Genomic DNA, 25,637 nt, shown 5'->3' on the forward strand with positions numbered 1-25,637 from the left:
GGGGGCTCCGGACGGTCTCGCGACCGTCCGGGGCCGTGCCGTTCAATGGACTACTTCTTCAGGCCGTACGTCGCGAAGTCGTCGTCCAGCGCCGCGAGATAGGCGGACTGGTCTCCGGAGCTCAGGTAGTCCCAGGTGATGGCCTGGTAGTTCGTACCGCCGGTGAAGAACCCGTCCGAGTACGTCGCCGTCCGCCCCGCGTCGATCCAGTCGGTCTTGAGGCCTGCCATGAGCGGGTCAGCGGACTGCACGTCGTCACGCACGGAGAACAGGGCCTGCTGGTCGGCGAACAGCTTCTGAGCGGGAGCGCTCAGCAGGTAGTCCAGGAACTCCTGGGCCTCCTGCGTGTGCGGTCCGTCCTTGTACACCGACAGGTACGAGTCCGGGCCTGCCGGAACCTTGGTCTCGAAGGCCGGATCGGGACTCGGCATCACGAAGGCGCCTACCTCGAGGTCGGGGTTGGCCTTCTCGATGCTGGGCAAGGCCCACGTGCCGTCGACGTACATCGCCGCGTCCGCGTCGGAGAACGACGCCAGGGCGGTGTCGTAGTCGGCGCCCCACACGTCGGGCTGGGCGTAGTCCTTGAGCTCGAGCATCTTCTCGGTCGCCAGGGCCCACTCGTCCTGCTCCCCGAACGTGGTCTCCCCCTCCTGCAGCTGGGCCAGGAGGTCCGTGGGCTTCACCGAGGCGACGACGGAGTTCGCCAGCGCCATGGGCGGCCAGGTGTCCTTCCAGCCGAAGACGAACGGCGTGCCGCCTGCCGCCCTGACGGTCTCGGCGACGTCGAGGAACTCCTCCCACGTGGCCGGAGGGGTCACCCCGTACCGGGCGAACAGGTCTTTGTTGTAGAGGACCAGCTGGGCGTTCGTCGCCCACGGCACGGCGAGCGCCTGGTCCGTCTGGCCGGCCCCCTTGAGGTAGTCGAGGGCCTTGACGTCGTCGACTGCCTGGTAGGCCTCGGTGTCCGAGAGGTCGGCGAGCAGGCCGCTCTGCGCCATGTCGTAGTACGCACTGACATTGAGCGAGATGAGGTCGGGCACGTCTCCCTTGGCCAGTCGCGACTTCAGGACGGTGACGGAGTCCTGCACCGAGGTCTGCTCGACCTCGATGTCCGGGTGCGTCCTCTCGAACTCGGTAATCAGCTCGTCGACCGTGGCGATGGCCTCGGTCTTGCTCTGGAAGATCTCGAGCTGGACCTTCCCGTCCGATGCCTCGCCGCAACCGGCGAGCGGCACCGCGACGGACAAGGCGGCGGCGATCATGACGGCGGTCCTGCGCAGGTTCTTTCTCACGACGACTCCATGGCTCGGTGGTGGATGGCACCTGTGTGGCGGCTTGGTTCAGGTGCGACAGGGTGCGAACGGCATTCCGCCCCTGCGGGTGCGTCTCTGTGGGGCATCGTCGCCCTCCGTCTCTGGTCAGGACTACAGCGCGGCAATCCGATCGAGTATCAGGGTGTGAACCGCCGCGACGTCGGTGTCGACCGCTGCCGAGACCTTCGCGATCCCGTCCGTGGACTCACCGGTGACCTGGACCAGGCGCCCCTGCCCCAGGTCGACCGCTACCTCCACGTCGGCGAACTCACAGAGCTCCGGGCGAAGGATGGTCGCGATCACCAACGGGTCATGAAGAAGGCAGAACGGCTCGCGGTCGTGCGATGCTCCGTTCGACTCCCGCTCGATCCAGGCGTCGACGCGGTCGCCCAGCCAGGCGCTCACGCCGTCGCCGGAGCCTCGTGCCCTCAGCGATGCGACGTCCTGTGTCGTCAGCCGCACCCGGCAGGTCTGGTCGATGCCGATCGAGCGGATCTTCGCTCCCGAGCGCAGCACCAGGTCAGCGGCCTCAGGGTCGACGAAGATGTTGAAGTCGGGAAGGTCCGTCCCGGTGCCCGGAGCACCCGCAGGCCCGTTGCCCGCCATGACGACCACCTCTGCCACCTTCGACGCGAAGCCCGGATCGAGCCGGACCGCCTCGGCGACATTGGTGAGCGGACCGATCGCCGCCAGAGTGATCTCACCCGGCTGCGCCGACACCTGCTCGACGAGCCACTGCGCCGCGTCAGCGGTGACTCCGGCGGGCGGCGAGGTCGTCCCGGTCGGCTCCGCGGACCCGAAGACCTCTCGCACATGGGCCATGTCCTGCCGGAGCGGATCCGTGGCACCCAGCCGCAACGGGACGTCGGCGCGGCCGAGCCGCTCGAGGAGGTCGTGCGCGAGGGCGTAGCCGGTGAGAGCGCCGACGTTACCGTTCACCACCGTCAAGCCGAGCACGTCGAGCTCCGGCGACGCCAGCGCGAGGGCGATGGCGAGACCGTCGTCGATGACGCTCCCTGGTTCACCGAGCCCTGGGTCGGTGTCGATGATGATCGGAACGGTGGTCATCCGGCACTCCGGAACGTCTCGACGAGGTCGAGAGTGCGGTCGGTCAGCTCGTCGATGGTGATGCGGTCGAAACCGCGCACTGCGCTGCGCACGTGCACGTGGGTGGTACCGACGAGGCCGGACGGGATGGACTCGTCGCCGTGCAACGCGCCGTAGACGCTGCCAGTGGTCGCGGCGGTCGAGTCGGTGTCGGACCCGCCCGCGATCGTCTTGGCCACCGCGTCCGTGAAGGTGGCCCCCCACAGAAGGCCGGCGGTGATGATCGCCGCGTTGTTGACCGTGGCGACCCAGTTGTAGTGCCCGAGACGGGCGTCGATCCAGTCCAGCACGGCGTCGTGATCGATGCCTGTGGCATACAGGTCGAGGATCGCGCGGACTGCCTCGTAGAGGCGCGATCCGGTCGGCACCACGCCCAGGGAGATCTCGACGGCGACCCGGGCGTCGTCGGTCGCAAGAGCAGCGGCTACGAGCGCAGACGCCCACATCTCGCCGTAGATGCCGTTCCTCGTGTGGCTGAGCCTCGCGTCGACGAGGGCGGCGGTCGCCGCGGACGCCGGATCACCCGCGTGGACGTAGCCGAAGATGTCGGCGCGGATCAGCGCGCCGATCCACTCCCGGTACGGGTTGTCGAAGGATGCGGTCTCGGGGATCGGCTTACCGAGGACCAGGTTGCGATAGGCCGCGCGCTCGGCCGTGAAGGTCTGGGTGAAGGGCAGCCGGTCGAGCCACTCGCGCGCGACGTCCTCGGTGGTCAGGTCACGCCCGTAGCGTTCAAGCATGAACAGGCCGAGGATCGTCCAGTCGATGTCGTCGTCGCGTGGGACGTCCTCGAAGGTGCCGAGCGCGGAGACCGGCCCGTCGGGATGGATCCAGCGGATCCCCGCGGGCGCCGGGTCGACGAGGGGCACATACCCGGTCTGCGGCCAGGCCTCGCCCGCCGTCAGGTAGAGCCGTACCTCACGGCGGTTCATCCCCTCCAGGGGCTTGCCCATGGTGTTACCCACGGTGCGGCCGAGCCAGGCCCCTCTGAGCCTGGTGCGAAGCAGCTCCCCGTCGACGGCGAGCGGAGCGACCGACGCAGCGGTCCGACGCAGCTCTTCCTCGTCGTCCGGCTCCGTGTAGGGCCACTCGGGATCGAGTCGTGCGCTCTTCAGCGTCGCGGCGATCTCGGTGAGGCCTGGCAGGTCGTTGGCGGCTGCCGCGGTGCGCGCGCGCTCGACCAGCCCGTCGACGTCGTACCCGCTGTGCGCACGTTGCTCCGCCTCGTCCGGCACCAGGTCGCGAGGGTCAAGGACATCATGCATGTGATGAGCTCCTAGAGTCGGTTCAACATCCAAACCAGTTTGCGTTTCTGCTGCACCTGAACCTTTCAGACCAAACCGAAACGGCCCCATACCAGGATCACATCCGTGTGATCCGTATGCAAACTACTTTGCGTTCATCTCGAAGGTAGCACACAGTGCTTCCTGCGGGTCAACCCATCGTGGTCCCGGCCACCAGGCAGTGCCCGATCTCCGATGTCACTACCCGTGCGGACTACCCGACGGGGGATCCGGTCGACACCCTCTCCGCCAGAGACTGGACCCCCGGCCCGAAGGAAGTGCGCGATGACAACTCGCAGCCGGCCGTACCAGACCAGCGTCCAGGGAGCCCGGCCATGATCAAGACCTCCCCGACGCCGTCGACCGCCTCCCCAGCCGGGGAGGACGGCGGCGCTCCGATGCTGCTCTCCGTGAACGTCGGCCTGCCGCGCAGCGTCCGGTGGAACGGCACGACCGTCTACACCGGGATCCACAAGACGCCGGTCACCGGCCCGCGAACCGTGCGCCGGCTCAACGTCGACGGTGACGGTCAAGGCGACCCCGACGGTCACGGCGGTGAGCAGCGGGCAGTCCTCGTGTACCAGCAGGGTTCCTACGACCACTGGTCAGCGTTTCTCGGACGCGACGACCTGACGCCAGGCAGCTTCGGTGAGAACTTCACCGTCTCCGGACTGCCCGACGACGAGGTGTGCATCGGCGACCGGTACCGGATCGGGACCGCGGAGTTCGAGGTCACACAACCCCGGGTGACGTGCTTCCGCGTAGGGATGCGGCTCGGCGTACCAGAGCTGCCCGCCCTCCTGGTGAGCCACGGGCGCCCCGGTTTCTACCTCCGGGTCGTCACGGAAGGTGAGGTCAGCGCCGGCGACCTCGTCCTCAAGACCCGGACCGGCCACCACCAGCTGTCGGTCGCCGCCGTCGACGCGCTGCTCTACCTGCCAGGCAGGAACGCGGAGACCCTGCGCAAGGTTGTCGAGGTCACCGCTCTCAGCCCGGGCTGGCGCCGCTCGTTCCGTGACCTGCTCGACGGCGATCTGGCCACCGCAACCGTCGCCGGAACCACAGCCGTCGACACCGAACCTGCGTGGGCAGGATTCCGCCCGATGACAGTCACCAGGATCGTGCAGGAGACGCGCACCGTCTCCTCGTACCACCTGGAGGACCACGGCCGGGAACGTGCGAGACCCGCTCAACCGGGCCAGTACCTGACCCTGCGCCTGCTCGACGACCCGGACCAGGCGCCGCTGATCCGCAACTACTCCGTCTCTGCCCAGGAGGGCGCGGGCCGCTACCGCATCACCGTTCGACGCGACGACCACGGCCGCGCGGGCCGGTTCCTCCACGATCACGTGGAGGTGGGCGACACCGTTGACGTCGCCGCTCCACGTGGCGCCTTCGTTCTGCGTCCGGGCACCTCGCCCCTGCTCCTTGCCTCGGCCGGCGTCGGCGTCACACCGCTGATAGCGATGCTCCGTGAGCTCGTGGGCAGCGGACGCCCGAGACCGGTCTGGTGGGTCCATGTCGCACGCGGCCGCTCCGAGCACGTCTTCGCCACGGAGGCCGAGCGGCTCCTCGAACACCTGCCCGGCAGCCGCGCGGTGATCTTCTACACCCGGCCCGGGCCGGCCCGGCCCGGCCGCGGCGCGATGACGACCCACCAGGGCCGCCCGGACGTGGACCGGCTCGGCCGTCTCGGCATCCCAAGCTCTGCCAGCGCCTATCTCTGCGGACCACCGGCCTTCGTGGCCGACGTCGCCGGTGCCCTTCGTGCCCTCGGGATCGAACCCGGCCGGATCCGCTCCGAGCTGTTCAGCACGCTGCCGTCGCTCGCCCCTGGCACACCGGACGGTGCGCCCGTACCGCCACACCAGCCCGTCGAGACCGGCGCGGGGCCACTCGTCACGTTTGCCCGGAGCGGTCTCAGTGCGCGATGGCGCCAGCGGGACCAGTCGCTGCTCGAGCTGGCCGAGGCGTGTGCCGTACCCGCACGGTGGTCGTGTCGCACAGGCGTCTGTCATACCTGTGCGACCCCTGTCATCTCCGGCGCCGCCAGCTACCGGCCGACCCCGTTGGAACCACCGCCCACCGGCCAGACCCTGCTGTGCTGTGCCCGCCCCACGGAAGACATGGTCGTCGACCTCTGACGACCCAGAGACCAGGAGAGCTCCATGGACTATCGGCTCGAGGTCCTCACCCTGCCCGTCAAGGATGTCGAGACGGCGATCACCTTCTACCGCGATCAGCTCGGCTTCCACCTCGACGTGGACTGGGCGCCGACCAGCACCTTCCGCGTGGCTCAGCTCACCCCTCCAGGGTCGGCCACCTCGGTCCAGCTGGGCACAGGGATCACCGACGCCAGCCCGGGATCGGCGACCGAGAACTATCTCGTCGTGACCGACGCCCAAGCCGCACACCGCGAGCTCACCGAGCGTGGGGCCGCTCCCGGCCCGCTCGTCCACAAGACCGACCGGCAGCACTGGACCGGCCGCTACGCATCGGGTCCCGACCCGGACCACACCGACTACTCCAGCTCGTTCGTGGTGACCGACCCCGATGGGAACACCTGGCGGATCCAGGAACGCGGCCACCCGAGCCAGCAGACGACGACAAGTGCCGACGACGATGTGCTCGAACACTAGACGCCGCCGGACGCCGCCGGTGACACCGGCGCCGAGGTCTCACGCCCTCGTCGGCGACACTGCCCCGAGAGGGCGCCGACGGCTCCGCTCAACCCTGCTTGGCCGGTCGCTGCCGACGCTGGTGGCGAGCCACCCGGGCACGGTTGCCGCAGATGTTGGCCGTGCACCAGACGCGCCGCGAGTTCTCAGCCAGGAAGATCATCGAGCACCTGGGGTTGGCACAGTGCCGCAGCCGTGCGGCGCGGTCCGGGTCGGACAGCAGGAGCACCGCCTCGCATGCGATGGCGGCCAGCTTCGCGTTGCCGCCGTACTCCGGATGCCATCTCGTTGCGGCGCGAAGCCCCTCAGGCCCTACCTCGAGCCTCGGGCTGCTGGGTACCGATGCCGCGAACGAGTTGAGGTCCTCCACCGCGGACGCCGACGGCGCCCGCCCCTCGATACGGGCCTCGAACGCCGAGCGGATCGCCCCCCGCAGCCTGCGTACCGCGACCCCAGGCGGCGTCTCACCTCCGGGCAGCCTCGCTTCCTGAAGCTTCCACCAGGTCGCCGCGCGATCCTCGAGCAGGTCGACCGAAGGGTCCACCGCGAGCATCACCGTGTCGACGAGGTCGATGGCCACCGACGGTTCACCGCCCATCGGGAACCCTGCGTCCTGCATGGCGCCCAAACTGACACTAACGCTCACAAGCTCCTCCTAAACATTGCCGCGACTCACTGTAGCCGCGATCGCCGAGGCTCAGCAACGCCAGAGATCCGATCTTGCTAATGGTTGAGATCGCATGTTAGACATTAGTCACCGGCCAGATGGTCGGACGATGAAGGGAACTCGTCATGGGACTCAGCTGGCAGCAAGGCCCGCTCGCCTCACGGAGCGTCGGCACGTTTCTCACCGCCGCCCCGCTACCGGAGCGGCTGCTGTTCGCCGAACCGCTACGCCGGCGTATGCGGGTCCAGCTCGACGGCCAGTGGATCGCCGACAGCGAGGACGTGGTCCTGCTGCACGAGCCTGGCCACTACCCCGTCGCGTTTTTTCCTGTCTCCGACATCAGGGCCGACGTGCTGGAACCGTCTGGCCGCGTGACCCAGCACCGCGAGCTGGGTGCGACGACCTGGTTCACGGTCACCGCCACAGAGGAGCCGGCGGAGCGCTCCGCGTGGCAGTACACCGACCTGCCGGACCACGCCGCACTCCTCGCGAACCGGGTCGCGTTCGCCTGGCGGAAGATGGACGCGTTCTACGAGGAGGACGAGCGCATCCTGGGCCACGCCGCGGACGCCTACCACCGCATAGACATCCGGTCCACCACCCGCCACCTGGTCGTCAGGCAGGGTGACAAGGTCATCGCGGAGACGCACACCCCTACGGTCCTCTACGAGTCCGGTTTCGCACCGCGCTGGTACGTGGACCGCAAGGACGTCGCCCTCGACGCGCTGCGCCCGTTGGAGGGGCAGACGTTCTGCCCCTACAAGGGCCTGGCCAGCTACTACTCCGTCGGCGGCGTCGACAACGCCGCCTGGGCTTACGAGGAAGCGTTCACCGAGGTCCGGCGCATCGACACGATGATCTCGTTCGAGGCGGACCTGCTCGAGATCTACCTCGACGGCATCCGCCAGAGCCTGGCCCCGGGCCAGCTGGTCACGGCCCACGGGGTCGACCGCGCCTTGGACCCGGACGAGCTCAGGGCCCGGACCCGACCCGCCGGCTGACCACCTACCGCACGAGAGGCAGCAAATCATGACAGAAGTCCCCCCAGGCCTGCGTTACGTCGAGGAGCACCACTGGGTCGAGACGGTTGGGCCAAGCACCGTTCGCATGGGCGTGACCGACTTCGCCCAGGAGTCGCTCGGTGATGTCGTAGCCGTCGAGCTACCCACACCAGGCACCGCGACGACCGCGGGCGAGGCGATCGGCGAGATCGAGTCCACCAAGAGCGTCAGCGACCTCGTCGCACCGGTCACGGGGACCGTTTCCGCCGTCAACGAGTCGCTCCCCGATCAGCCTGAACTCGTGAACACCGACCCGTACGGGAGCGCGTGGCTTGCCGAGATCACGGTCGACCCGGTCACTCTGGCGGCGCAGCTCCAGGCCCTGCTGACGGCCGCGGACTACGAACGCCTCACCGGCCGGTAACGGTGCGGCACGGACACGGCAAGGAGCTCACCATGAACACAGCACCCACCGGTAAGCCGGCGGTAGCGACGCCAGCCCTGCCCCGGACAGCAGGCACCATGTCGGTCGGACGACACGGTGTGCTCCGCCGGGCCCTGAGCAGAGTGGTCGCCTTCGTCGTCCCGCCCGACGACAAGATCGCCCAGACGTGGCGGTGGATCCAGTGATCGAGTTCGTCGGGGTGACGAAGTCCTACGACGACGGGGCCCCCGCGGTCGAGAACTTCAGCCTGCGGCTCGCCCCTCGCCGGATCACGGTCCTCGTGGGCTCGAGCGGCAGCGGCAAGACCACGCTCCTGCGGATGATCAACCGGATGGTCGACCCGAGCGCCGGGCACGTCGAGATCGACGGTGAGGACGTTGCCGGTCGGTCGCCCGTCACGCTGCGACGTGGGATCGGGTACGTCCCCCAGGACGCCGGGCTCCTCCCGCACCGCCGTGTGATCGACAACATCGCGACAGTGCCTCTGTTGAAGGGTGAGCCCAGAGGCGCCGCCCAGCTGCGGGCGAGTGAGCTCATGAACGTGGTCGGGCTGAGCCCAGCACTCGCCCGCCGATATCCGGCACAGCTCTCCGGTGGGCAGCGACAGCGTGTCGCGGTGGCCCGAGCGCTGGCAGGAGACCCGAACATCCTGCTCATGGACGAGCCCTTCGGCGCCGTGGACCCGATCGTCCGTGCGGACCTGCAGCAGGAGACCTTGCGGCTCCAGCAGGAGCTGCGCAAGACCATCGTGTTCGTCACCCACGACATCGACGAGGCGTTCCTGCTCGGCGACGAGGTGGTCGTGCTCCGGCCCGGTGCGCAGGTGGCGCAGCACGGCACGCCGACGGACATCCTCGCCGAACCGGCGGACGACTTCGTCGCGGCGTTCATCGGTAGCGCCCGTGGCAAACGGCGCCTGACGATCAGCACCCGTCGCCCCAGGGACGGGGACGACCGGGTGGTCGTCGACGCAGGGGGCTATCCCGTCGGCGTGATCACTGCCCCCGGGGGCCGCCTCCCGGTCGCCGACCCGACGCCACGGTCGCGTGGGGGCACACAGGTGGTGGGCTGATGTCGTGGCTGCAGGACAATCTGCCCCTCGTCACAGACCTCGCGCTGCAGCACGCGCGCCTGAGCGCCGTGCCGATCGTCGTCGGGCTGCTGGCGTCGGTGTCTCTCGGGTGGCTGGCCCATCGCGTCCGAGCAGCACGAGTGGTCGTGCTGACGTCGTTCAACATCGTCTTCACGATGCCGTCCCTTGCGCTCTTCGTCCTTCTCCCCCTGGTGCTGGGCACTCGCATCCTCGACGAGCTCAACGTCATGGCAGCCATGACGCTCTATGCCGTCGCGACGATGCTTCGTGGCGCCGTAGATGGTTTCGACCATCTGCCACCGGCCGTCACGCGTTCGGCCACAGCGATGGGTTACTCCCCCGCCGGGCTGTTCTGGAAGGTGCAGCTGCCGCTCGCGGGGCCGGTCCTGCTCGCCCACCTCCGGGTGGCCTCGGTCAGCACGGTCAGTCTGGTGAGCGTCGGAGCACTGATCGGCAAAGGGGGTCTCGGCTACCTCTTCACCAACGGATTCCAGCGTGACCATCCGACAGAGATCGTGGTGGGGATCGCAGCGGTACTGCTCCTGGCACTCGTCTTCGACCTGCTCCTGGTGCTCGCCGGCCGTGCCGTGCTGCCGTGGACCCGCACGCTGAGCGGAACGGGCGTCGCATGAACTACGTCACGGACGCCCTCCTGCTCATCCTTGATCCTCGGAGCTGGCCGGGGCCTGACGGCATCGGCACCCGCCTCGTGCAACATGCACTCTACGTCGCAGCGGGAGTCGTCACCGCCACCGTCGCCGCCGTACCACTCGGCCTCTTCGTGGGGCACACCGGTCGTGGACGGAACCTGGTCGTGGCGGCCACCGGAGTCGCACGTTCCCTGCCCACCTTCGGCCTCCTCCTCTTCGCGGTGCTCCTGTTCGGGCTGCACCTCGCCCCCGTCATCGCCGTACTGGTCCTCCTGGCGATCCCGCCGATCCTCGCCGGGACGTACGCAGGCGTGGAGGCCGTGGGCCGCAGTGCGGTCGACGGCGCCCGCGGCAGCGGGTACAGCGAGTCACAGATCGTCCGACGAGTCGAGCTGCCCCTCGCGATGCCGCTGATCGTGGGCGGTGTCCGCTCGGCCACCCTCCAGGCGATCGCCACGGCGACGATCGCCGGGTATGTCGCCCAAGGGACACTCGGGCGCTATCTCATCGAAGGGCTCGCCCGACACGAGTACGCGACCGCGGTCGTCGGCGCCTTGCTCGTCGCTGGTCTCGCCCTCGTCGCCGACGCTGCTCTCACGATCGTCCAGTCACTTGCCACACCCCACGGCGGCAGCCGAACCGGGCGGCGCACGGCACCCGTCTCGCCGCGCGGCCCTGGCTGGGCCGCGCCCCTTCCGGAAGGACAAGACCCCCGATGAGACTCTTCACGCGGCTCACCGCGACGGGCTGCACCGCCCTTGGTATCGCGCTGCTCGCCGGATGTTCCGCCGCCGATCCGCTCGCGGCCGATGGCGGGCCGGACGCCGCAGTCACGATCGGCTCGCAGGGCTTCGCCGAGAGCGACATCCTCGCGTACGTGTACGGCCTGGTACTGGCTGACCAGGGCTACGACGTCACCTACGAGCTCGGCATCGGCGCACGCGAGATCTTCATTCCCGCTCTGCAGGACGAGTCGATCGACCTCATCGCCGACTACTCGGGCAACCTGCTGCGCGCCGCCGACCCCGACGCCACCGCCTCGGCACCGGCAGACGTGAACGCCGCCCTGCCCGAGGCCCTGGAAGCGCTCGACCTGGCAACGCTCGAACCGGCGCCGGCCGAGGACGCCGATGCGCTGGTCGTCACGGCGGAGTTCGCCGAGGCGAACGACCTGGTCTCGATCGCCGATCTGGCTCCCATAGCCGGCACGATCACCATCGGGTCCAACACCGAGTACGAGACCAGGCACTACGGCCGGCCGGGGCTCGCCGACATCTACGGGGTCGAGGGCTGGCAGTTCCTGGCGATCGACGACTTCGGTGGGCCCGCGACACTCGATGCCCTTCTCACGGGAAAGATCCAGGTCGCCGACATCTTCACGACCAATCCGGCCCTCCAACGCGAGGACCTGGTGGTCCTCGAGGATCCCGAACGCCTCATCCCGGCGCAGAACGTCGTCCCGCTGCTCAACGGGACGCTTCCGGCCGACGAGCTCGGCGAGGTGCTCGACCCCGTCTCAGCCCAGCTGACGACAGCCGAGCTGACCTCGCTCAATGCTATCGCCGCCGGGCCCGACAAGCCGTCACCCGAGCAGATTGCGCACGACTGGCTGGTCCGGAAGGACCTGCTCGAGAACTGACCACGACAGCACACCGCACAAAGAGAAAGGCAGTTCCATGGTTACCATCCATCATCGCTACCGGACCGTCGACGGGCGGCGGCTCTTCTACCGCGAGGCCGGTTCTCCGGAAGCGCCCACGCTCGTGCTGCTGCACGGGTTCCCCACGAGCTCGCACATGTTCCGCAATCTCATCCCGCTCCTGGCCGACCGCTACCACGTCGTCGCGCCGGACCACCTCGGTTTCGGGCTCTCCGACGCCCCCGGCGCGGACGAGTTCGGCTACACGTTCGACGCGCTCACCGACCTGACCGACGGCCTGCTGGACGAGCTCGGCATCAACAGCTACGCCCTGTACGTGCAGGACTACGGTGCACCCATCGGGTGGCGCCTGGCCCTGCGGCACCCCTCCAAGGTCACCGCCGTCATCAGCCAGAACGGCAACGCCTACGACGCCGGCTTCGTCGACAGCTTCTGGAAGACGGTCTGGGCCTACCACGCCGAACAGAACGAGAGCACCGAGCAGGGCATGCGCTTCGCACTCACCCTCGAGGCGACACAGTGGCAGTACCTCACCGGAGTCCCGGACGCGACACTCGTCGACCCAGGGGCATGGGCCCACGACTACGCCTTGATCTCCCGTCCCGGGAACGACCTGGTCCAGCTCGCGCTCTTCCTCGACTACCGGACCAACCCTCCTCTCTACCCCGAGGTCCAGGCGTACTTCCGGCGTTCGCAGGTACCCCTGCTGGCGGTGTGGGGCAGGGGGGACGAGATCTTCGGACCCGACGGCGCCACCGCCTTCCGGGCGGACCTGCCCGACGCAGAGATCCACCTCGTCGAGGGCGGGCACTTCCTGCTCGAGAGCGCTCTGGACGAGACCGCCGACATCATCCGCGGATTCCTGCGAGACCACCTCGGCTGATCACGGTCGCGCGCACTGCGACAACCACCCCCTACCCGTTCGCCGCGGGTAAGGGCCGATGCCCGAACTGGCACCAAGCAGTGGTCAGACGGCCAGGTGGCACCACAGCCTGGCCGTCTGAGGACGATCCATCAGAGATGAACGAAGACCTGGAGACCGAGTCATGGAAAACCTGCCAACCTCCCTCAGCGCCGACGTCCTCGTCGTCGGTTTCGGCAAGGGCGGCAAGACCGCCGCACACGCGCTCACCGACGCAGGACAGCGCGTCATCCTCGTGGAGCAGTCCGAGAACATGTACGGCGGCACCTGCCCCAACGTCGGCTGCGTGCCCACCAAGATGCTGGTCCACTACGCCACCGCACGGCACCTCAAGGACGACGCGCAGGAGTACTTCGCCAGCTCCATCGACGGGGTACGCACCCTGACCAGCGCCTTCCGTGCCGGTAACTTCGACGCCCTCGACGGCAAGGACACCGCCACCGTCATCACCGGCGAGGCAACCTTCCTGGACGAGCACACCATCACGGTCGGTCAAGGGCAGGACCGCATCACCATCACCGCCCCGACCATCCTGATCAACACCGGCTCCGAACCCGTGATCCCCGAGATCCCGGGCCTGACCGACAGCCACCACCTCGTCAACAGCACCGAGCTCACCCAGACCACCAACCTCCCCGAACGGCTCGTCGTCATCGGCGGCGGCTACCTCGGCCTGGAGTTCGCCTCCATCTACCGCCACTTCGGCACCGACGTGACCGTGCTGGAAGCCAACGAGCGCCTCCTGCCCCGCGAGGACCAGGACGTCGCCCAAGCCGTCACCGAGATCCTCACCGGCGACGGCATCCACGTCATCACCGGTGCCCGGGTCACCCAGGTGCGCGATGACGGGGCCGTCTCGACCGTCATCTACGAGAAGGACGGACAGACCCACACGGTCGAGGCCAGCGCGTTGCTGCCAGCCACCGGACGACGTGCCGTCACCGCCGACCTGCGCCTGGACGCGGCCGGAGTGAAGACCGCACCGAACGGCTCCATCGAGGTCGACGAACGTCTGCGCACCACCCAGCCGCACATCTACGCCCTCGGCGACGTCAACGGCGGTGAGCAGTTCACCTACATCTCCCTGGACGACGCCCGCATCGTCCTCGACCAGCTCATCGGCGACGGCAAGCGCACCACGACCGACCGGATCGCCGTACCCCACACCCTGTTCATCACACCTCCGCTCGCCACCGTCGGCCTGACCGAGACCCAGGCACGCCAGGCCGGACTGAACATCAAGGTCGCCCGCGAGAACGTCGCCGACATCATCGCCATGCCCCGCGCCTACACCGTCGAGGAGACCCGCGGCCTGATGAAGTTCATCATCGACGCCGACACCGACCTCATCCTCGGGGCCGCACTGCTCAGCATCGACGCGCAGGAGATCATCAACACCGTCGCCCTCGCCATCCGCCACCACATCACCACCACCGAACTACGCAACACCATCTACACCCACCCCAGCACCACCGAGGCCCTCAACGAGATCTTCGACAAGATGCTGCCTCGGTAGGCCCCGGGAGGCGGTGCGGAGGAGCCCGCCTCGACGCGCCGTCGGATTCACAAGGCAGGCAACGACAGCTTCGTCAAGCTGGTCGTTGACGCGGACCGCGAGATCTTCGTCGGCGCCACCTCGGCCGGTCCGCAGGGTGGCGACGCCAGCCGTGCCGGTCGTCACGGCTCGGATTCCAGGAGCCACTTCTGCCGCCACCGGGTCCGCCACGAGGTCGTCGAGAGCAGGATGTGCTGACCGGACCCCCGGCCCTCTGGACCGTGCTCCTCTCGTCCGTTCAATGACCTCGCACCACGTGCGCGGTACCCGTCGTGGACGGACGGCCTGCCGCACGGGAACCGTCGGGACCCGCCTGCGGAAGATGGCCGGCGGCGACGAGGGCAGCCCGAAGCTTCTTGCGCGCGTCGAACAAGACCTTGTAGAGCGCGTTGCTCGTCGAGTCCAGCTCCTCGGCAAGGACGTCCACCGGCATCCCGTGCACCACCGTCGCGACGAAGACGATGCGCTGCCGCTCCGAGAGGCAGTTCCGGACAGCCGTGGCGACCGCCTCGACGAGGTCCCACGCCTGTACCTCATCGTCCGGAAGCACCTCGAACCTCGACACCAGGCGCGACCAGTCCTCCTGGTCGTACGGCACGTCGTGGCGCCGCCAGGCGTGCCGGTTCATCTTGGTGGCGACGTCGAAGATGACGAACTTGCTCGCCCACGTGGTGAATCTGGACTCGCCCCGGAACCGGTCGAGGCGGACGCTGATCGCCATCAGCGCATCGCCCGTCGCCTGGTGCGCGATGTCCTCGAGCTCGGGGCCGAACATCCGCAGACCCGGTGCGCGACGCACGACCTCCCTCCTGGCAACGCGCAGCAGGAGTGGGTAGAGCTCCTGGCAGGCGATCTCGCGGTCGTACCCGGTCGCCCCGAGGCTCTGGACCCATCTACGATTCTCGCCGTCGATCTGAAGATCGCGCACTGCGCCCACTTCCCCTCTCTTTCCGTCGGCTGCGGGAGAGCCGGCGTTCCTCACCGCCATCCGGCTTCCTGCTGTCAACCTGGCTGTCAACCTGGCTGTCAACCTGGCAGAACTGGACCTCTGGGTCCGCACAGTGCAGCTTCTACAGGTATCAGAGCGGTTCTTAAGGACTAGATCGTCCAGTTATGCGATAGGTTCTGAATCAGAGGACGATCGACGGACCGCAAGCCCCGCGAGGGCAGGTGCCGCACAGACAGAGGGGCCGGGAACATCGCGACATCTCAAGGCCGAGGCCGCCGCACGACACTCACCCCGGGACCTGCAGCCAGTCTGCGACGGCTCTCATGGCCGCCGGATCCCCTGCCGGGTAGTCCGTGCGGGTAGTGCCCGACGAGGCGAGCCCACGGTGACCCATCGCGAACTCGGTGTCGTGTGCTACCTTCGATCTGTGCAAAGTAGTTTGCACCCACGTCTCCGCGTCAAGATCTCACGACGCCATGTCGACGTGGCAGTAGCCGTTCGCCCTGGGTGCGCTCTTCGCAAACCGGTTTGCGCAGCCGAGTCGACTCCTCATCGGTCAACAGGTGCCCGTAGTGCGAGGCAGGAGCGCTGATATGGACCACTGGCGAAAGCTCGCGGACAGCCGGTGGCATACAGAGCGCCTGACCGGACGCCGGACCGAGTGCGAGGAACTGGACCGGCTGGTGAGCACGGTCAGGCAGTCGAGCGAGAGCCGCGTGCTGGTGGTCCACGGAGAAGCAGGCGTAGGGAAGTCCGCACTGCTGGACTACCTGGCTGACCATGCCCAGGGATGTCAGGTCGTGCGTGTGGTGGGAGCCCAGGCAGAGGTGGATCTGGCGTTCGCAGGTCTGCATCAGCTGTGCAGTTCGATGCTCAGCCATCTCGACCAGCTACCCCCACCACAGAGCGAGGCGTTGCGTACGGCCTTCGGGATCAGCACGGGCCCACCGCCCGACCGCTTCCTTGTCGGCCTCGCGGTGCTCGGACTTCTGTCCACCGCTGCGGAGTCGCGGCCACTCGTCTGCCTGGTCGACGACGCACACTGTCTCGACCGGGAGACCGCGCAGGTGATGGCTTTTGTCGCCCGGAGGCTCGGTGCTGAACCGATAGCCCTCGTGTTCTCCACCCGGATGCCCGGCAGCGACCTCGAGAGCCTGCCTGGTCTGCGGGTTCGTGGGCTGACCGAGGCGGACGCACGGAAGCTTCTCGGTCTGGTGCTTCCCGGTCCCATGGACGAGGCAGTGCGCGACCAGATCGTCTCCGAGACCCGCGGCAATCCCCTCGCACTGCTCGAGCTGCCCAGGGGGCTGAGCGCTGCCGAGCTTGCCGGTGGTTTCGGGATACTGGGAACCGCCCCGCTGGACGGCAGCATCGAGGAGTCCTTCCGGCGTCGCGTCAAGGCAGTTCCACGACAGTCGAGAACGCTCCTCCTGCTCGCGTCGGCCGACCTCACCGGTGACCCCGGCCTGGTCTGGCGAGCCGCGGAGCGGCTCGGCATCGGTCCGGAGGCAAGTGCCCCGGCGACCGAGACGGGGCTCGCCGAGTTCGGCACAAGGGTCCGCTTCCGCCACCCGCTCGCCCGCTCCGCGGTGTACTGGTCGATGGACCTGTACCACCGTCGGGAGGCACACCGAGCTCTGGCTGATGCCACGGACGAACGCACTGATCCGGACCGTCGGGCATGGCACAGGGCCCAGGCGGCTCCGGGGCCGGATGCTGCCCTGGCCGCCGAGCTGGAGCGCTTGGCGGGCAGGGCCCGGGCAAGAGGCGGACTCTCAGCGGCCGCCGCGTTCCTGCGCCAGGCGGCAGTCCTGACGGTCGCGCCAGAGGATCGGGCCAGGCGTGGGCTGGCGGCGGCCGAGGTAGCGATCCACACCGGCTCGTTCGACGAGGCACGGGAACTCATCGCCGCGGCGATCTCCAGCAACCTCGATGATGCCCAACGGGCCACCGTCGACACGATGAGAGCCGAGCTCGCCTTCATGACCAGCCGAGGCGGCGACGCTCCCAAGCTGCTCCTCGACGCGGCTCGGCGGTTCAAGCACGTCGACCCGGAACGGGCACGTACCACCTACGCGGACGCACTGGTCGCAGCGATCTTCGCGAACCGGCTGGCCGGCGCGGGTGGCACCGTGACGGACGTGGCTCGGGTCGTGAGATCCGTGCCTCGGAACCGGCGCCCTTCCGGCAGCTTCGATCTCCTTCTCCACGGCACGGCTTCGGGCCTGCACAAGGGTTACGCGGCAGGGGTTCCGATCCTGCGGTCGGCTCTCGAGAGGTTCGGCGGCGACCTCTCGTCCGACGAGCAGCTGCGCCTGATGTACCTGGCGTGCATCACGGCGATCCGCCTCTGGGACGACGAGTCGTGGGACCGGCTGTCCTCCCGGTACGTCCAGCTCGTGCGCGCGACGGGGGCGCTGAGCGAGCTTCCTCTGGCCCTGACCGCTCGTGCCCACGTGCTCCTGTTCGCCGGCGACCTGCCTGCGGCGGCCTCCCTGATCCAGGAACAGCGTGCCGTGACGGAGGCGACCGGCAGCGGCCTCACCGCCTACGGCGCGATGTGGCTGGCTGCACTCCGTGGTGACTCACACAGCGCGGCGCCCCTGATCCAGGCCACCATCGAGGACGCGGGCCGGCGTGGTGAGGGAATGGGCGTCATCTTCGCGGAGGGGGCCAGCGCGCTGCTGAACAACGGGCTCGGGCAGTTCGAGGAGGCGGTGGCGGCGGGTGTTCGTGCCACGGCGTACGACAAGGATCCCGCCGCGCTCAACTGGGTGCTGGTGGAGCTGGTCGAGGCCGCCGCACGCTGCGGGGAGACGACGATCGCAAGCGACGCCTCGCAGAGGATCGCCGAGATGGCGGACGCCACAGGGACCGACTGGGCCCTCGGCGCTCGGGCACGGGCCGGAGCGCTCGTGAGCACCGGCGAGGCGGCGGACCTTCTGTATCGTGAGTCGTTGACCCATCTCGGCAAGACCCGCCTACGCGTCGACCTGGCCCGCACCCAGCTGTTGTACGGAGAGTGGCTGCGCCGCGAACGTCGGCGGGGCGAAGCCCGCGAGCGACTGCACGAGGCGCACACCATGTTCGAGGACATGGGTGTCGCCGGATTCGCTGACCGAGCCAGGCGCGAGCTGCGAGCAACCGGTGGTCCCGCGCCGCACCGTGACAGGCCCGGCGTCACACAGCGTCTGACTGCCCAGGAGGCGCAGATCGCGACGCTCGCCCACGACGGACTCTCGAACCGGGAGATCGCCACCCGACTGTTCATCAGCGTGCACACCGTCCAGTACCACCTGCGCAAGGTCTTCCCCAAGCTCGGCATCACCTCACGAAGCCAGCTCGACCGCTTCACCCTCGACACCCGGGAGCTGTTGATAGGTTCCTCGTAGTCGAGGCTTCAAGGCTGATCGGCGAGCAAGGCGATGAGCCCGGCGAGGTCCTCACTGCACGCGACACATCCGCGAAGATGCACCGTGGCCTCGGGAAAGCGCAGCTCCGGCAGTAGCCTCCGGACGCACATCTCGGCATAGACGTCGAGCAGCTCTCTGGTCGCGCTGCACCCTGGGTCGTCAGGATCGGTGCGGAGGTACGACTCCAACCGTCTCCAGTGACCGCTGCGCCGTGCCCCCGCATCGCCTTTCACGTGTCCCCCGTACCAGCGTTCGTCTCGCCCATGTGTCGCACGACGGCTCGCCCCAGCGGCTGCACCAGCCGCCGGGCCTCGTCCAGGACACCATGCGTCGCAGCTTCCTCAGCAGAGACCGCCCCGATCACTCGGATCGTTGGTGTACCACGCCGTGGGACTCCTTACGTGCCGGTGGTCCTGTGCCGGATACGGATCGGCGTCGTGGCTCCGCAACCGGCCGCGTCGTCAGGTTCGCGTGGTCCGTGGAAGCGCCCACGGCCTGGGCGGGGCCGTGCGTTCGAGCACCAGGTGCAGCTCGGTTCGCGAGGTGATCGCAAGCTTTCCGAAGACGTTGCCGAGGTGGTACTCGACGGTCCTCGGACTGATGAAAAGCTCGGCACCGATCTCCGGATTGGTGAGCCCGTTGCGCGCCAGATGGGCAATGCGGTACTCCTGCGGCGTGAGTGTCCGCGCTGCCCCGGGTCGTCGTGGGCGGGCTCTCTCGCTCGTCGCGAGCAGCTCGCGGCGCGCGCGGTCGGCGAACGCGTCGGCACCGACGCCGTCGAAGAGACCCATCGCTTGACGGAGCATCTCACGGGCGTCGACCCGCCGGTTCCGGCGACGGAGCCACTCCCCGTAAACGAGCTGGGCGCGCCCCAGATGGACTCGCATGCCGGTCCGGGAGAGCCGGTCGACCGCTTCCTGGTAGAACACCTCGGCGTCGGCGAGGTCCTCGGTGAGCAGCGCTGCGGACGCCGCGTACACACCCGCACCCCAGTCCGTACCAGCCGCCTGTGTCCTGTCGGCAAGCAGCGCCAGCGCGGCGGCCCCCTGCTCGTGGCGTCCGCTGCGGGCCGCCGCCTCGACCAGCTCCGGCAGTGCCCAACCAGCCAGGACGATCTGGTCGGACTCGACCGCGTCGCGGACCGCGTCAGCGGCTCGCTCGTAGCGGCCGAGACCGTTGTACAGGATCGCCTCCGCGAGGCTCACCGCGGCCAGGCCACGTTCGTCGCCCCGAAGTCGTGCGCATCGGCGGACGATCTGCGCCTGGTCCTCGAGGAGGTCAGCTTTCCCTCGCCAGGCAGCCAGCAGCACGGAGGGAGTCAGCACGGGCGCCACCCCGACGTCTTCGGTATAGCCTTCGGCCCCGGCCAAGGTGGCCTGGGCGCGCTCGAAGTCACCACGGTAGACCTCGGCGAGCGCAGCCTGTGCCAGGACATGGTCAGGTCGCTGGAATTCCATCTCGGGCCGGTGCTGCTCAGCGGCCGCGTGCTCCTCGGACTCGCCGGCGACCCCGTCCCAGGCGCCCACGTCCCAGAGGTCCGCGGCGATGAAGCCGGCAAGCCATCGCCAGCCTTCCGCAGCAGGGCTGCCAGGCCCGGATCCGACGGCTCTGACGGCTTCCCGCAGCAACGGGACGGCGGGCACGTAGCCGTGGAGAACCCGGGTCGCGAGTGCTTGGAGCAGCAGGTCCACCGGATCGGTCGATCCCTTCCTCGCCTGAGCTCTGGCGAGACGTGCCACCTCGGCTCCCGCCGGCGCCGTCGCCAGACGTCCCGTAGCCATGGTCGCGACGAGCGCTTCAAGATGTGCCTGACGAGCCAGTACGGGCCGGTGCCGCCCCAGACGTTCCGCCGCGTCCAGGAGCAGACCGGGGGCAGCGTTGCCGCGCCGCGCGGTGAACGCGATCCGAGCGCGCTGCAATGCGATCAGAGCTTCGCGCGGCTCGTCGGGGGCGACGGTCTGCGCGATCGCCAGGAGCTGCAGAGCGGCGTCCGTACCACCGGCCAGGTGTTTCGCAGCGGCGGCGATCAACGCGCGACGCGCGCGTGCCTCTGGGTCCGTGCTCAGCATCGCCGCCTTTTCCAGGAACGCGGCGCGGGCAGCGAGCCCTCCACGTACCCGCGCCGCAGGTGCATACCGCTCGAGGTCCTCGGCGACCCGGTCGTCGAGGCCCGAGGTCGAGAGCGCCCGGTGCCACGTCCGTCGATCCACCTCCGTGGCACCCGTCGTCGCCTCCGCGAGCGCCCGGTGGACCGACTGCCGCTCGGCACGTGCCGCCAGGGAGTAGACCACCGCCCGCAGGTGTGGGTGCTTGAAGAGGACTCGCGGCCCGAACGTCAGGAGATCCTCGACCTCGATGATCTCCCCCGCCTCAGCCCCGACCCCGAGTACGGCCGCGGCACGCCACACGACTGTCGGATTGCCGGTCGGCTCGGACGCGGCCACCAGGAGCAGGCGGCGTGCAGCGTCCGGCAGCCGGAGGACACGCTGTGCGACCTGGTGCTCCTTGCCCCTGCCGTCCGGTCGTGGGGTGGGAACCGCGAACCCTCCGGCGAGCTCGGCAGCGGTGATCCCGGCAAAGGCATCGGTCAACGCCCTCACGTTGCCTCGTGCTTCAAGCAGGACCCGTTCGATGACGGCACGGTCGATTCCCCTCGGGGCGGCGGCCACCAGTGCGGTCCGTGCGTCGTCCGAGGTGATCGGTACGAGAGGCATCTCGGGCAGGCCTTCGAGCTCGGTCCGACGGCGCCGTTCGTCCTCGGAGAACACGATCAGTCGGGCGCCGCTCTCTGCACGTCGCGCGACGAAGGCCAGAACCAGCAACGATTCGCCGTCGAGGAGGTGCGCGTCGTCGACGACGCAGCACACGGGCTGTACCGCTGCGACCTGGGTGATCAGGTTCAGCACCGCCAGGCTCACGAGAAACCGATCGGCCGGTTGTTCGGCGCTCTCGCCGAACGCAGCGTTGAGAGCGGCTAGCTGGCGGGACTCCAGACGGTGCGGCTCGCGGAAGAGCGGGGCGCACAGCTGGTGCAGTCCCGCGTACGGCAGGTCTTGTTCGGTAGCGAGTCCCCGCACCCGCACGACGCGGAAGTCGCTTGCGCGGGCGGCGACATCATCCAGCAACGCGCTCCGTCCGGCGCCACGCTGGCCGTAGATGCACAGCGCCGAGGACCCCCCGTTGGCCACGTCCGTCAAGAGCTGGGCAAGACGGGCGCGTTCCGCCTCACGCCCCAGCAGACGGGAAGCGCCCTGGTCGGCTCCCACGCCACTTTCGAGTTGGTCCCGCACGGTGGTCATGCCACCCGGCTCTGCAGCGTCACGAGGTGTTCGTGCCCTGAGGACGCTTCTGCCTTACCTCCTCCGGCCCGGTGTGTTCGGCTCCGGTCCCAGGGGTCGGGCTGGGCAGGTGCCGGGGTCGAAAGGGCGACGACCCAGCAACTGTGGTCCTGCGAGCAAGCACGTGGCTCCATGTCCCAGCCGTAGATCGAGGGAATCGACGGGAGAGTGTCATGACGCAGAACTTTGACGGTCGCAAGCTTGTCGTCATCGGAGGTAGCAGCGGGATGGGCCGCCAGACGGCTATCGACGTGGTGCGAGGTGGCGGTACGGCGGTCATCGTCGGCCGAAGCCAGGAGAAAGTCGACCAGACGGTACGGACCCTCTCCAGCCAGGGCAGGGCGTGGGGCATCGTGGCGGACCTCACGGACCGTGACCAGGTCGCCAAGGCACAGCACCAGCTTGCCACCGAGCACTCCGACGCCAGCCTTCTGGTCAACGCGGCCGGCATCTTCGTTCCCAAGCCGTTCCTCGACCACGAGGGGACCGACTACGACGCATATCTCGAGCTGAACCGAGCCACCTTCTTCCTGACCCAGACGGTGGTACGTGGGATGTTGGCGGCCGGCAACGGCGGGGCGATCGTGAACATCGGGAGCATGTGGGCCCACCAGGCCGTCGGGGCGACCCCGTCCTCCGCCTACTCGATGGGCAAGGCCGGGCTGCACGCTCTGACGCACAATCTCGCCCTCGAGCTCGGGCCCCAGCAGATTCGGGTGAACGCCGTCGCGCCGGCTGTCGTCGCCACACCGATCTACCAGGCATTTGTTCCTCCGGACAAGATCGAGGCGACGATCGAGAGCTTCAGCGGTTTCCACCCGTTGGGCCGCGTGGGCTCCGCCCAGGACATCTCGTCCGCGATCACCTATCTGCTCTCCGAGGACGCCAGCTGGGTCACCGGAGCGGTCCTGAACGTCGACGGCGGTTTCATGGCCGGCCGCAACTGACTCGTCGGGGGCGGGGCCGTGCCTGCAGAGCCGACCCCGCCCTTTGACCGGTGCGGCCATCACACGAGGGAAGAGGGTCACGTCCCATGACGCACGCGATCGACTGGAACCGGGTGACACACGCAGACGTCGTTCGCGCGGTCGAGGAGTACGACCGCCGCGGACCACGAGAGTTCTTCGCAGCACACGGCTTCGCTCCGACCACGACGTACGAGCTGGTGTGGGAGGGCCGCTCCTACCCCCCGAAGGCACTGCTCGGGACGGCCTACGAGCTCGCCACCGGCCACCGGCTTGCCCCGGACGAGTTCGAGGGTGGGAGGGCTGGTGCGGTGCGGGTGCTCGACGGACTTGGCTTCGTCGTCCGACGCCTGCACCCGCCGGAGGGCCCGGCATGACCCTACCTGGGGGAATCGCAGGGCGACAGCTGAACCGCACACCTGGAAGAGAGCGACAACCATGCTCAATGACGAATCCGCGTCGATGACGCCTGTGGGAGCGACGGCGGGTGCGTCGGCACCTGGCGGCCACCTCTACGTGCAGACCAACGAGATCCGGAACGCTGTCATCCACTACACCCGCAGTGCCGACGGCACGCTCGAGGAGTCGGAGCGCATCCTGACCGGGGGTGCCGGATCAGGCGTGTTCAAGCCGATCAGCGGTCAGGCCAGCGCTCCCAACGCGTTCGAGGGTGCTGCGAGCGTGATCATCAGCCCGGACCGAGCGCTGCTGTTCGCGACCAACGGCGGGGACAACTCCGTGTCGAGCTTCCGGATCGGTCCCGGAGGGCAACTGCGGCTGCTCGACGTCAAGCGCACGGGCAACCTGGTCGACGGAGCGAGCGGCACCGCCAAGTCCCTGGCCTACGCACCCGCCCGCAGCACCCTGTACGTGCTGCACTCGTTCGGACCCGCCCACCTGCGTGCGATGACGGTCGACAAGCACGGCACGCTGACTCCACGACCCGAGCGCTACACGGTGAACACCGCCGAGAAGCTGGGACGCATCCCGACGACGGTGGTGCTCTCGCCGGACGGCACGTTCCTCGTCGTCGGCACCACCTTCGATCAGCTCCTCACCGCGAATCCCGACGGTTCGCCCGTCCTGTGGGTCGACGGCCCTGATGGCACGCCGAAACTGATCGCTTCCAACGCTCCGGACCCGGACGGGCTCGCTGTCTTCGCGGTGCGCGAGGACGGCACTCTTGACGGACCGTCGTTCGAGGACGCGGGGTGCGGATCCCCGTTCTACCCGGCGTTCCTGCACGACCGACCCGACCACCTCGTCATCGGCGCCGCAGTGGGTGACGGAGTCGTGCTGGCCCGGATCGACTCCGAGGGCCATATCACCACAGGGCCTCTGGTCCGTATCGACACGAGCGCAGGTACCCCGTCCGAGCTGTGCTGGTTGGCGGTGTCGCCGGACGACGGTTTCGTCTTCGCGACGAACTTCGGCTACAGCAGCATCAGTACCTTCAAGATCGAGGGCAACGTCGTGTCCGTCGTCCAGGACCCGGCGTGCGAGAAGGTCCCCGGCGACGGCACCTTTCGAGCGCTCAACGGAACGGTGAGCAGCGGACCCAGCGACAACTGGCTCGCCCCCGACGGAAACCACCTCTACCAGATCTACGGCAACGCCTCGAAGCTGGTCGGGTACGCGGTGCGACCCGACGGGGCCCTCGAGGAAGTCACGAGCGTGCGCATCCCGTACAACAGCCCCCAGGGCCTGGCGGGCTTCTGAGCGCCGTCACCCGGGTTCCCGCCGGCGAGGACCACGGCCTCAGCACCGGTCCAGCGTGTGATCCGTCCGGTGTCGTGCGTCGCGCTCGTCCTGACCCGCGACTCGCTCATGTACTCAACCCTTTCGCCCGCTGTCCGCTCGCCGTCCGAGGCACACCCCTCAACCCTCGTGCGTGAACCCTTTGTTCCCCGCAGCGGACCGCACCAGCCGGCTCAGCAGTCCGGTGACAGGCGCACCACCGAGAACCGCCGACGACCACCACGTAAGAAGCATGTGGTCCGACGTCGCCAACCGTCCTGACCGACATGTGCTCGACAGAGCAGATCACAAGGAGACAGCTATGCCGTTGCTCAGTCCCGGGGACTCGTTCCCCAGCCTGACCCTTACCCGGCCAGGTGGACAGACCCTTGCCCTGCCCGACGCCTTCTCCGGCAGCTTCGGCGTGGTGCTCTTCTATCGCGGGTCCTGGTGCCCGTACTGCAACGCACAGCTGCGTGCTTTCCAGAGGGCCGGCGAGCGTCTGGCCGAAGCAGGAATCAAGGTCGCGGCGCTGTCCGCCGACGACGAGGCGACGACCGTGGAACAGATTGCCCGGCACGGTCTCACCTTCCCTGTCGGGCACAGCGCCGACACCACGGCGATCTCGGCCGCGACCGGAGCCTTCGTCAACCCTGATCCTGCCTATCTCCAGTCGACCGGCTTCGTACTCGATCGGTCCGGGGACGTGATCGTCAGCGTCTATTCCAGCGGAGCAATCGGTCGGCTCGTACCTGAAGATGTCATCGGACTGGTCCACCATGTGAGCAACGGGGCCGGGTGACAGAGCCTCGATGTACCGACCGGGTGCTTCTCCCCCTTCCTGCGGTGAGAAGCACCCAC

22 protein-coding genes are annotated in these 25,637 nt (G+C 68.5%); 16 read left to right on the forward strand and 6 right to left on the reverse strand.

All coding sequences use genetic code 11. The features are described 5' to 3' along the window. Positions 1–50 precede the first annotated feature (50 nt). The 3 genes from ACQEVI_RS05290 to ACQEVI_RS05300 all read right to left on the reverse strand — a co-directional run bounded on the left by ACQEVI_RS05290 (position 51) and on the right by ACQEVI_RS05300 (position 3,685). On the reverse strand, positions 51–1,292 hold the full coding sequence (locus ACQEVI_RS05290; RefSeq protein ID WP_432895430.1) for an ABC transporter substrate-binding protein: 1,242 nt from the start codon (positions 1,290–1,292) through the stop codon (positions 51–53). Between the two features lie 132 nt (positions 1,293–1,424). Continuing rightward, positions 1,425–2,381, reverse strand: a complete 957-nt coding sequence (locus ACQEVI_RS05295) for a nucleoside hydrolase (RefSeq protein WP_432895432.1) — start codon at positions 2,379–2,381, stop codon at positions 1,425–1,427. Beyond that, complete coding sequence (locus ACQEVI_RS05300) at positions 2,378–3,685, reverse strand: ADP-ribosylglycohydrolase family protein (RefSeq protein ID WP_432895434.1); 1,308 nt, start codon at positions 3,683–3,685, stop codon at positions 2,378–2,380. Before ACQEVI_RS05300 ends, ACQEVI_RS05295 begins: the two co-directional genes overlap by 4 nt. 353 nt (positions 3,686–4,038) lie before the next feature. Between ACQEVI_RS05300 and ACQEVI_RS05305 the strand changes: the two genes are divergently transcribed. Next, positions 4,039–5,847: an MOSC domain-containing protein gene (locus ACQEVI_RS05305; RefSeq protein ID WP_432895436.1), complete on the forward strand. Its 1,809-nt coding sequence runs from the start codon at positions 4,039–4,041 to the stop codon at positions 5,845–5,847. A 24-nt stretch (positions 5,848–5,871) separates the two neighbouring features. Further along, the gene (locus ACQEVI_RS05310; protein ID WP_432895438.1) at positions 5,872–6,342 is read left to right on the forward strand and encodes a VOC family protein; all 471 of its coding nucleotides are present in this window, start codon (positions 5,872–5,874) and stop codon (positions 6,340–6,342) included. Between the two features lie 88 nt (positions 6,343–6,430). Here the strand turns inward: ACQEVI_RS05310 and ACQEVI_RS05315 are convergent, their stop codons facing one another. Then, positions 6,431–7,027 (reverse strand): CGNR zinc finger domain-containing protein, encoded by a 597-nt coding sequence (locus ACQEVI_RS05315; RefSeq protein ID WP_432895440.1) that lies wholly within the window; start codon positions 7,025–7,027, stop codon positions 6,431–6,433. Positions 7,028–7,173: 146 nt separating this feature from the next. On the opposite strand from ACQEVI_RS05315, the gene ACQEVI_RS05320 reads away from it, so the two are divergent. The 9 genes from ACQEVI_RS05320 to ACQEVI_RS05360 all read left to right on the forward strand — a co-directional run bounded on the left by ACQEVI_RS05320 (position 7,174) and on the right by ACQEVI_RS05360 (position 14,335). Next, entirely contained in the window at positions 7,174–8,049 is an 876-nt protein-coding gene (locus ACQEVI_RS05320) for a DUF427 domain-containing protein (RefSeq protein WP_432895442.1), read from the forward strand. 28 nt (positions 8,050–8,077) lie between these two features. Beyond that, a complete protein-coding gene (gene gcvH, locus ACQEVI_RS05325; protein WP_432895444.1) occupies positions 8,078–8,473 on the forward strand; it encodes a glycine cleavage system protein GcvH in 396 nt (131 codons plus the stop codon). 32 nt (positions 8,474–8,505) lie between these two features. Continuing rightward, entirely contained in the window at positions 8,506–8,679 is a 174-nt protein-coding gene (locus ACQEVI_RS05330; RefSeq protein ID WP_432895446.1) for a hypothetical protein, read from the forward strand. Further along, positions 8,676–9,566, forward strand: a complete 891-nt coding sequence (locus tag ACQEVI_RS05335; RefSeq protein ID WP_432895447.1) for an ABC transporter ATP-binding protein — start codon at positions 8,676–8,678, stop codon at positions 9,564–9,566. The genes ACQEVI_RS05330 and ACQEVI_RS05335 overlap by 4 nt, the downstream gene beginning before the upstream one ends. Beyond that, the gene (locus tag ACQEVI_RS05340) at positions 9,566–10,219 is read left to right on the forward strand and encodes an ABC transporter permease (protein ID WP_432895449.1); all 654 of its coding nucleotides are present in this window, start codon (positions 9,566–9,568) and stop codon (positions 10,217–10,219) included. The genes ACQEVI_RS05335 and ACQEVI_RS05340 overlap by 1 nt, the downstream gene beginning before the upstream one ends. Next, positions 10,216–10,956, forward strand: coding sequence for an ABC transporter permease (locus ACQEVI_RS05345; RefSeq protein ID WP_432895451.1), 741 nt, complete (start codon positions 10,216–10,218; stop codon positions 10,954–10,956). The genes ACQEVI_RS05340 and ACQEVI_RS05345 overlap by 4 nt, the downstream gene beginning before the upstream one ends. Further along, positions 10,953–11,876: an ABC transporter substrate-binding protein gene (locus tag ACQEVI_RS05350; protein ID WP_432895453.1), complete on the forward strand. Its 924-nt coding sequence runs from the start codon at positions 10,953–10,955 to the stop codon at positions 11,874–11,876. Before ACQEVI_RS05345 ends, ACQEVI_RS05350 begins: the two co-directional genes overlap by 4 nt. A gap of 37 nt (positions 11,877–11,913) precedes the next feature. Further along, positions 11,914–12,780, forward strand: coding sequence for an alpha/beta fold hydrolase (locus tag ACQEVI_RS05355; RefSeq protein WP_432895455.1), 867 nt, complete (start codon positions 11,914–11,916; stop codon positions 12,778–12,780). A gap of 163 nt (positions 12,781–12,943) precedes the next feature. Next, positions 12,944–14,335: a dihydrolipoyl dehydrogenase family protein gene (locus ACQEVI_RS05360; protein WP_432895458.1), complete on the forward strand. Its 1,392-nt coding sequence runs from the start codon at positions 12,944–12,946 to the stop codon at positions 14,333–14,335. Positions 14,336–14,612: 277 nt separating this feature from the next. On the opposite strand, the gene ACQEVI_RS05365 is transcribed toward ACQEVI_RS05360, so the two are convergent. Next, positions 14,613–15,302, reverse strand: coding sequence for a sigma-70 family RNA polymerase sigma factor (locus ACQEVI_RS05365; protein ID WP_432895460.1), 690 nt, complete (start codon positions 15,300–15,302; stop codon positions 14,613–14,615). A gap of 614 nt (positions 15,303–15,916) precedes the next feature. Here ACQEVI_RS05365 and ACQEVI_RS05370 point away from each other — a divergent pair. Beyond that, on the forward strand, positions 15,917–18,715 hold the full coding sequence (locus tag ACQEVI_RS05370) for a helix-turn-helix transcriptional regulator (protein ID WP_432895462.1): 2,799 nt from the start codon (positions 15,917–15,919) through the stop codon (positions 18,713–18,715). Between the two features lie 482 nt (positions 18,716–19,197). Here ACQEVI_RS05370 and ACQEVI_RS05375 read toward each other — a convergent pair whose 3' ends face one another. Next, positions 19,198–22,002: an AAA family ATPase gene (locus ACQEVI_RS05375; protein WP_432895464.1), complete on the reverse strand. Its 2,805-nt coding sequence runs from the start codon at positions 22,000–22,002 to the stop codon at positions 19,198–19,200. A gap of 245 nt (positions 22,003–22,247) precedes the next feature. On the opposite strand from ACQEVI_RS05375, the gene ACQEVI_RS05380 reads away from it, so the two are divergent. The 4 genes from ACQEVI_RS05380 (at position 22,248) to ACQEVI_RS05395 (ending at position 25,578) form a co-directional block, all read left to right on the forward strand. Beyond that, positions 22,248–23,021 (forward strand): SDR family NAD(P)-dependent oxidoreductase, encoded by a 774-nt coding sequence (locus ACQEVI_RS05380; protein WP_432895466.1) that lies wholly within the window; start codon positions 22,248–22,250, stop codon positions 23,019–23,021. An 86-nt stretch (positions 23,022–23,107) separates the two neighbouring features. Further along, positions 23,108–23,416, forward strand: a complete 309-nt coding sequence (locus tag ACQEVI_RS05385) for a hypothetical protein (RefSeq protein WP_432895468.1) — start codon at positions 23,108–23,110, stop codon at positions 23,414–23,416. Positions 23,417–23,501: 85 nt separating this feature from the next. Then, on the forward strand, positions 23,502–24,758 hold the full coding sequence (locus tag ACQEVI_RS05390; protein WP_432895470.1) for a hypothetical protein: 1,257 nt from the start codon (positions 23,502–23,504) through the stop codon (positions 24,756–24,758). A 271-nt stretch (positions 24,759–25,029) separates the two neighbouring features. Beyond that, a complete protein-coding gene (locus ACQEVI_RS05395) occupies positions 25,030–25,578 on the forward strand; it encodes a peroxiredoxin family protein (RefSeq protein ID WP_432895472.1) in 549 nt (182 codons plus the stop codon). Positions 25,579–25,637 lie beyond the last annotated feature (59 nt).

This window comes from Promicromonospora sp. CA-289599 (assembly GCF_050936155.1).
GTDB lineage: Bacteria > Actinomycetota > Actinomycetes > Actinomycetales > Cellulomonadaceae > Promicromonospora.

What these genes read in the sequence shown, in the direction of transcription:
- ACQEVI_RS05295 (WP_432895432.1), bottom strand. Translation starts at nt 2,381, where the DNA reads ATGACCACCGTTCCGATCATCATCGACACCGACCCAGGGCTCGGTGAA.
- ACQEVI_RS05300 (WP_432895434.1), bottom strand. Translation starts at nt 3,685, where the DNA reads ATGCATGATGTCCTTGACCCTCGCGACCTGGTGCCGGACGAGGCGGAG.
- ACQEVI_RS05305 (WP_432895436.1), top strand. Translation starts at nt 4,039, where the DNA reads ATGATCAAGACCTCCCCGACGCCGTCGACCGCCTCCCCAGCCGGGGAG.
- ACQEVI_RS05310 (WP_432895438.1), top strand. Translation starts at nt 5,872, where the DNA reads ATGGACTATCGGCTCGAGGTCCTCACCCTGCCCGTCAAGGATGTCGAG.
- ACQEVI_RS05320 (WP_432895442.1), top strand. Translation starts at nt 7,174, where the DNA reads ATGGGACTCAGCTGGCAGCAAGGCCCGCTCGCCTCACGGAGCGTCGGC.
- gcvH (WP_432895444.1), top strand. Translation starts at nt 8,078, where the DNA reads ATGACAGAAGTCCCCCCAGGCCTGCGTTACGTCGAGGAGCACCACTGG.
- ACQEVI_RS05330 (WP_432895446.1), top strand. Translation starts at nt 8,506, where the DNA reads ATGAACACAGCACCCACCGGTAAGCCGGCGGTAGCGACGCCAGCCCTG.
- ACQEVI_RS05340 (WP_432895449.1), top strand. Translation starts at nt 9,566, where the DNA reads ATGTCGTGGCTGCAGGACAATCTGCCCCTCGTCACAGACCTCGCGCTG.
- ACQEVI_RS05345 (WP_432895451.1), top strand. Translation starts at nt 10,216, where the DNA reads ATGAACTACGTCACGGACGCCCTCCTGCTCATCCTTGATCCTCGGAGC.
- ACQEVI_RS05350 (WP_432895453.1), top strand. Translation starts at nt 10,953, where the DNA reads ATGAGACTCTTCACGCGGCTCACCGCGACGGGCTGCACCGCCCTTGGT.
- ACQEVI_RS05355 (WP_432895455.1), top strand. Translation starts at nt 11,914, where the DNA reads ATGGTTACCATCCATCATCGCTACCGGACCGTCGACGGGCGGCGGCTC.
- ACQEVI_RS05360 (WP_432895458.1), top strand. Translation starts at nt 12,944, where the DNA reads ATGGAAAACCTGCCAACCTCCCTCAGCGCCGACGTCCTCGTCGTCGGT.
- ACQEVI_RS05370 (WP_432895462.1), top strand. Translation starts at nt 15,917, where the DNA reads ATGGACCACTGGCGAAAGCTCGCGGACAGCCGGTGGCATACAGAGCGC.
- ACQEVI_RS05380 (WP_432895466.1), top strand. Translation starts at nt 22,248, where the DNA reads ATGACGCAGAACTTTGACGGTCGCAAGCTTGTCGTCATCGGAGGTAGC.
- ACQEVI_RS05385 (WP_432895468.1), top strand. Translation starts at nt 23,108, where the DNA reads ATGACGCACGCGATCGACTGGAACCGGGTGACACACGCAGACGTCGTT.
- ACQEVI_RS05390 (WP_432895470.1), top strand. Translation starts at nt 23,502, where the DNA reads ATGACGCCTGTGGGAGCGACGGCGGGTGCGTCGGCACCTGGCGGCCAC.
- ACQEVI_RS05395 (WP_432895472.1), top strand. Translation starts at nt 25,030, where the DNA reads ATGTGGTCCGACGTCGCCAACCGTCCTGACCGACATGTGCTCGACAGA.